General features: G+C 48.6%; 8 protein-coding genes and 1 pseudogene. 4 read left to right on the top strand and 5 right to left on the bottom strand.

The features are described from left to right. The first annotated feature begins 299 nt into the window (after window positions 1–299). Window positions 300–1,235: a hypothetical protein gene (locus X965_RS18225; protein ID WP_051997417.1), complete on the top strand. Its 936-nt coding sequence runs from the start codon at window positions 300–302 to the stop codon at window positions 1,233–1,235. Between the two features lie 631 nt (window positions 1,236–1,866). On the opposite strand, the gene X965_RS18220 is transcribed toward X965_RS18225, so the two are convergent. Together X965_RS18220 and X965_RS18215 are read right to left on the bottom strand one after the other, a co-directional pair. Further along, complete coding sequence (locus tag X965_RS18220) at window positions 1,867–2,178, bottom strand: transposase zinc-binding domain-containing protein (protein ID WP_051997415.1); 312 nt, start codon at window positions 2,176–2,178, stop codon at window positions 1,867–1,869. Window positions 2,179–2,200: 22 nt separating this feature from the next. Beyond that, entirely contained in the window at window positions 2,201–2,470 is a 270-nt protein-coding gene (locus X965_RS18215; protein WP_036419633.1) for a hypothetical protein, read from the bottom strand. Between the two features lie 79 nt (window positions 2,471–2,549). Here X965_RS18215 and X965_RS18210 point away from each other — a divergent pair. Next, window positions 2,550–2,732, top strand: a pseudogene (locus X965_RS18210) (Tn3 family transposase); the annotation flags it as partial. Between the two features lie 56 nt (window positions 2,733–2,788). On the opposite strand, the gene X965_RS19160 reads toward X965_RS18210, so the two are convergent. Both X965_RS19160 and X965_RS18205 read right to left on the bottom strand, forming a co-directional pair. Beyond that, window positions 2,789–3,121, bottom strand: a complete 333-nt coding sequence (locus X965_RS19160; protein WP_072144603.1) for an HNH endonuclease signature motif containing protein — start codon at window positions 3,119–3,121, stop codon at window positions 2,789–2,791. Window position 3,122: 1 nt separating this feature from the next. Continuing rightward, window positions 3,123–3,419: a hypothetical protein gene (locus X965_RS18205; RefSeq protein WP_036419631.1), complete on the bottom strand. Its 297-nt coding sequence runs from the start codon at window positions 3,417–3,419 to the stop codon at window positions 3,123–3,125. A gap of 552 nt (window positions 3,420–3,971) precedes the next feature. Between X965_RS18205 and X965_RS18200 the strand changes: the two genes are divergently transcribed. Then, the gene (locus X965_RS18200; protein ID WP_036419634.1) at window positions 3,972–4,283 is read left to right on the top strand and encodes a type II toxin-antitoxin system HigB family toxin; all 312 of its coding nucleotides are present in this window, start codon (window positions 3,972–3,974) and stop codon (window positions 4,281–4,283) included. Beyond that, on the top strand, window positions 4,280–4,699 hold the full coding sequence (locus X965_RS18195; protein WP_036419629.1) for a type II toxin-antitoxin system HigA family antitoxin: 420 nt from the start codon (window positions 4,280–4,282) through the stop codon (window positions 4,697–4,699). The genes X965_RS18200 and X965_RS18195 overlap by 4 nt, the downstream gene beginning before the upstream one ends. Before the next feature lie 208 nt (window positions 4,700–4,907). Here the strand turns inward: X965_RS18195 and X965_RS18190 are convergent. Beyond that, on the bottom strand, window positions 4,908–6,378 hold a 1,471-nt coding region (locus tag X965_RS18190; RefSeq protein ID WP_036419627.1), incomplete at its 5' end, for a Tn3 family transposase.

The following is a 6,378-nucleotide window of genomic DNA, read 5'->3' as shown; positions in this document are numbered from 1 at the left end:
GAAATCGGATAAATCACCGTAAAGATTGCGGGAAGTGCGGCTGAGTGCTAAATTAAGCGGCATTAACGAATGTGTGGTTGTCACGCCGAAAGGTGACGAAAAGGGACGTAGGCACAAAGAACCGCGCCGAACCCAATAGAAAAGCCCTGTAATCTTTGAGAAACTTGGCGGAATCAGAAAAGATTATCAGGGCTATCCAGTGACATTCTGTCAGGGCAAATGTTGATGTCCTGACGGGGAGTATAGAATTATGCCGAGCAAAATTCAACTCCTGCGGCACAACATAAGCGCAGGAGACTGTGTCTGATTCCCTGACACGTCATACCCCGGTGAACGGTCATAAAATTCACCGTCATTATCTGCCTGTCTTTAAAGGCAAATTACCGGCCATTGCGGCGGTGCGCCGTTTTTCGGCGGCACTGTCCCGTCATGACTGGAACCGTAACCCGCATATCTATAATCTGCGCTGTGAACGTAACCAGCGGGTCTCCGTGCGCTCCGAGCGCAGGGAGACCTGGTATGCGCTGGCGCTGGCGATGATCGCCAATGCGGACTACAACCCGGACAGTGAGGCGCTGTTTGAGGTGATGTGTCCGGTGGAAACGCTGGCCGCACAATGTGGTCAGCTGCATCAGTATGAGAACGGCCGCAAAAGCTATGACCCGGTGCTGCATGCGCTGCATGACTGGGAGGCGGCGAATCTGATTATTATTCACCGTGATTTTGACCGTGAGGCGAAACAGTACAAGGCGATGCGCATCTGGCTGCGGCCGGAGTTTTTTGCCGGGCTGGGATTTGGTCTGGCGGCACTGCGTGACATTGTCACGCGCTTCCGGCGCTGGATGGAGCGCAAAGGACTGCGTGAGGAATACCAGAAACGGTATGCCCGCCATGTGCTGCGCCTGAGCCGTTCTAATGTGGCGTCACTGGATAACCGGCACGCGCTGAAAAACCTGCTGAAAAAGCTGCGCCGTCTGGTTACCGGGGATGATGAGGCGCTGGAAAGCGAAAAGAAACACCTGGAAAAAGCCCTGAAAGAAAAGAAAGCACAGCTGAAAGCGTCCCGTCCGCAGGAAGACACGCACGGAAATGCCTGGCGGCTGTATGAGCGCTGGAAGCAGATAAACCCGGTTGCTGTTGTCCGTGCACTGGAGCAGCGGATAAAATCGCAGTTCCCGGCGCTGCACGGCGAGCTGCTGTATCAGTGCTACCTCGATAACCTGCCTGACCATTAGTCCCGTCACAGTCTGAACTGACCGCCTCTCCGGCGGTTTTCGTGCTGGCTTTCTGCCGGAAATGCCCTGTTTGTATGTCCCGGACCGGTTCATTTTTACCGGCGGAGAGCGTGCCGGTGTCATTACTGCCAATAATTGCTCACTATACGTCCAGTTAATTTCGTATGGTATGAAAGTCCATCAGTTAACTTCGTACAGATCGGTATGGATCAGGTTAACTTCGTTCTTAGTTTCTGAACTAAACGTCCTTTTTTAATAAAAAGGAGATTGGGGCGCGTTTTTAAAGCGCACCCCATCAGTAAACATCAGATAATGCCTTCGCTCACAGGGAACTACGTTCCCGCCGCTCAGAACGGAGAGGTTTCAGTTTCAGCGGACTATTCCCCGTAATGCCGCGCAAACGCAGCATAACGCGCAGTACAGCCGGGCATGCCCGGCCAACTGCGGCCAACGGCGGGAATAAAAACAACAAAATGGTTTTACAACCGGAGGGTTCCGGCAGGACGGGGGAGGGTATGCGGACTATAACAGCCTGTCACCGGCGCTGCCGGGCTGCGGCGGCCATCTGACCACAGTGATATTCTCAGTCACTTTTGCCGCCTGACATGCGCTGACGCGCATAACAACAATATTATGATGAGGTTTTCCGGTAAATATTCAAAAATTGACTACACAATTGTGAACGGGCTTCGCACCATCTGCGGTTGGCTATCCACATATCGGTGGCCTTTTTGCCGCAGACCGGACAACCCCGGCCTTTGCAGCTCTGGTGTATCAGGCGCTGATGTGTGCAGTCAGGATTATCACAGTGAAACTCACGGGTTCCCAGCAGCAGCGTCCCGCAGGCGAGCATCTTCGTAACCACCTCAACTTCGGTTTCCCGCAGCGGGCAGGTTTCCAGTAAGTCAGCCCAGACACCGTTGCGCTGAAACAACACCTTCATGGGCCGGGGCTGAAAGCCGGTATTACCAGACAGGACCGTCAAGGAGCATATCCCGTTCGGTCTTATACAGGTCGAAGGAGCGGCAGTCGTGACAGAAAGTCACGTAATGGTAAGGGGAGTCGGGGAACAGGCGGTAGAAGGCTTCCCAGACCAGCTCATTACATACAGGCTCAGCGTCAATGAAACGCTGAAAAACAATAGGGTAAGGAATGTCGGTCTGGCGGGTCACAGCTTTGAAAGCCTGTTTCACCATTTTTGTGTGAGTGCGCTGATGTTGAGTTGAATGGGTCATAAGATAACCTGCAGTAATGGTATTTCAGAATATCATTATTCTGCCATACATCGATTTGCAGCCAAAGGCTGCTTCGTTCGCGATCCTGTCGCGATTGCTGGAACGACTGGAAGCGGAAGGCAACGCCAAGGGCATTGAGGCGCTGGCCAGGATATCACCGGTGGCCTGGCAGCATATTTTGCTGAACGGGCATTATACCTTCCAGAGCAGCAATGAAATTATTGACCTGGATGCGCTGGTTGCTGGGCTGAAACTGGGATAACGGAAAAATCTGGGGTTCCGGCGTAGAACCCCAAGAAGCTTTATTTATGTCTGTTGTTACATTTTTTTGTAATTGCCATTTCCATCTAAGCGGTGATTTTCGTCACTGACGGATTTTACTTCAGGTTTTGTTGTGTTTAAGCGATCGTCACTGCGGGCTCTGTTGTTAGCCCAATGTAATGGTCTGAGGTTGCTAATATTATCCGTACCTCCAGATGACACGGGGGTAATATGATCTATCTCCCATCCATAGGTGCCTGTTGTGCCGTAAGAACTTTTCTTAATCCATGCGGTACATTGGTCTTTTCTATAACCATTAGCTTCATTGTTAGAGCCGCAATGTGTTGCTTTTGCCCACACGGCATCAATTGTTTGTTGTGAAAATGCCATTCTAGGCTCCCTCTTTTACTGGGATTAGGTCATTATCCCACGCTTTAAATTCACTTTCGTTTGAGGTGTGATTGCAATCTTTACCTTTGCAAAGAGGAAGAATGTATTCTTTGCCACCTTCACCTGATTTTATGACATGCGCACCAACTAGATCTTTAGTTTCCTTGCAACCTAATCTTTCACATTCCGTTGCTTTTTTGCCTTTTTTCTTTTCCCAAAAATCTAACCAGCAGGTGTACCCTGTTGGTGGTGTCTTATCAGACGTGTTCTTTTTGTTTTTTACTAAAATAAAAGCCATATAGTTTACCTTGTCGGTTTGTATTGAGGGCATGATCACCCAATACGTATATGGTTTTTTTTTTATCCATTTCAATGTTTTTTCAAATAAAAAACCTAATGCCCCAATGTGGTACTAATCAAAATGGAGCGAAGCGACAACATTTTCTTGTCTTTGCTTTTCTCCATGATGGGGTCTGAAACCCAACCGTACGGAAACGTACGTTAAGAGCATAACCATATGATTTTAAGTCTATAAAGTCGTGGGGATGTAGGCCAGATTTACGTTGATTTTATTACCGAGTTTATTAACACAGGAAGTACCGAAAACCGCATAGTTACTGGCATCAACGGAAAGAGTAAATGAGTAAATAAAGCCCTTGTTTTCTTTACTCGCCCTAATTGCTCAAAAAATGCACTTGACGTACGTTTCCGTACGGTTGGGCTTCAAACCTCTACTACTGAGGTTGTTCAGGGGGACTCTACGTTTTTTGGCAAAACCATGGTTTACATATTGCAAACCAATCGTTAATACCTTATGATGTTCACATATTGTAAACAAATGGATTTTCTGATGCACGTAATATCGAAAGAACCTTTTTTGGAAGCAACAAAACAATACCCTAATGATGCTCAGGCCATTAAAGCCCTTTATCGCGTAGTTAAAGAAAATGATTTTTCTTCACCTGATGATTTACGAAAAATTCTGCCCAGCCTTGATAATTTTAAATACCGTAATAAATGGTGGATTTTGGATGTGGGAGGAAACAATCTCCGGGTTATTGCGTACATTAACTTTATTAACAAACGATTTTACGTTAAACATATCGCTACACACACTGAATACGATAAGCTGACCCGTTACTACAGGGAGCACAAAGAATGATTACAGATACAGTAAAAGCAATCAAAGCCGCAAAAGATTTAGTTGCAGCGGTGCCTTTTTTAGGCGGAAACTCCTCAGAGAAAGACTACCGTGACGCTCTGGATTTAATAGATTATCTTATAGAATACGATGATGAGAGTCCGCTCATTGATTTTCTGGCTGGCAAAATTACAGATTATGAAGATACATGTGAAGATTTTGCTGAATTTAATCATGCTGTCGCAAAAACGTCAGTGGGGGTCGCCTTGTTGCGAACACTGATTGACCAGTACAAACTATCTTATTCTGACCTGAAAAATGAAATAGGTTCTAAGTCGCTTGTCAGTCAGATCCTTTCAGGGCAGCGGGCTTTAACTATTTCTCATATTAAAGCATTGTCAGCCAGATTCGGTATCAGGCCGGAATGGTTTCTTTGAAAAAGGTGACGCTCCATTGAGCGTCCACCTCAGTATTCGTATTATAGTGGGGTTCCGTGATCATTTCCGCAATAACACACTAAGCGATTTTCATCCTAACGGAAATCCGTTCAGGGACGGTATCCGTTTATAATCATGCATATGATTAAATGACTAACCCGTAATTTATTCAAAGTGGGGTTCTACGCCGGAACCGCCGAAATTTCCGTTACCCCAGTTTCAGCCCGACAACCAGCGCATCCAGGTCAATAATTTCATCGCTGCTCTGGAAGGTATAATGTCCGTTCAGCAAAATGTGCTGCCAGGCCACCGGTGATATCCGAGCCAGAGCCTCAATACCCCTGGCATTGCCTTCCGCTTCCAGTCGTTCCAGTAATCGCGACAGGATCGCCGAGTTGTAATACACCATCGCGTTGCAAATCAGCCGCCCGCACTGGTTACTGATGTCTGTTTCAATGTCATTTTTTCCGGTTAACTCTTTCTTTCCGCCGACTTTGGCCACTGCGGCACGCAGCTGGTGATAAGATTCAATCCGGTTCTGGGAACGCCGGATGTTGCGTTCCAGCTGTGGATCACGCAGATACTTCAGTGTGTAGATGCTGCGTACCAGCCGGTCATATTCGAATAGTGCCTGCCGCGTCGGATTGAGCGTGGTGTACGTGCACAGTTTGCGGACCAGCGTCCCCTGCGTCATTTCTTTCAGCCCCAGCGTGGCGACAATACGATCGAGATTGCTTTTTTCGCGGATGATAAGCTCCCGGTCAATCTGTCCGGCGGGCTGGATCAGGAATTTTTTATAGGCAGACGGATCTCTGATGCAGTACAGCTCCTGTAACTGCCGGTTCAGGTCCGTAAAATGAGGCTCAAAGCGCAGGCCAAACCAGTGCAGGATCGCAAAGTTGGCTTTGTTGATGCTGTGCATGTCGCCGGTGATGGCCGTGGGTTTCACCTCTGAGGTATTGCGGTACCAGATATCAAAGACATGGTGGGCTTCATAGTCGTTCGTGCCAATCAGGTAACCGTTGATCGGGATGTGGTTACACAGCAGCGTGTAGGCCACCATGCCTTTACCGCGGCCGAAGTATTTACGTGAATGCCGGGCCTTTACTGTCGGCCGTTCAATGCCAAACTTCTGCCCGTCAACGGCACCATAAAGCGTTTCCGGATCAAAGGAATAGTGCGGGAAAATCGGCAGTGCCTCTGTGGCATCGGTGATGCAGTCATTGGCCGTGACCAGTGACGCCAGGCGGAGGTACTGTTCGTACGTGGTTTCCAGTACATGAAACGGGATATCGCTGGTTCGTGCCATCACATGATTACCATGATTCATCGCCTGGGCAACAATGACCGCCATCAGGCTGTCTGCATCGGCATTCTTTTTGGCATAGCGGGGCTGCAGCGGCTTCATGGCATGAAGAAAGCGGCACTGGCCGTTAACAAACCGGAAAACGGCGGTCACATCGCAGAATGGTAACTGCTCATAAAATCGCTTCTCCTGCGCCTTATGACGGCTGATCACGGATTTATGCCAGGTCAGCCTCTGCGTTTCTTTATCATATTCCAGATGCTTCAGCTTCCCCTGTTTCAGCTCGCGGTTGAAGGCTTTCCACTGCCGGTGCAGTTCGGACTCCAGCGCCCTGAGCTGCGATTTAACCGGCGTTTGCAAAAACGGGATGTTC

The sequence above is a fragment of the Morganella sp. EGD-HP17 genome, from assembly GCF_000512315.2.
Taxonomy (GTDB): domain Bacteria; phylum Pseudomonadota; class Gammaproteobacteria; order Enterobacterales; family Enterobacteriaceae; genus Morganella; species Morganella morganii.
Note: the sequence above shows the minus strand (reverse complement) of the source record. Positions and strands in the feature narration are given on the sequence as shown.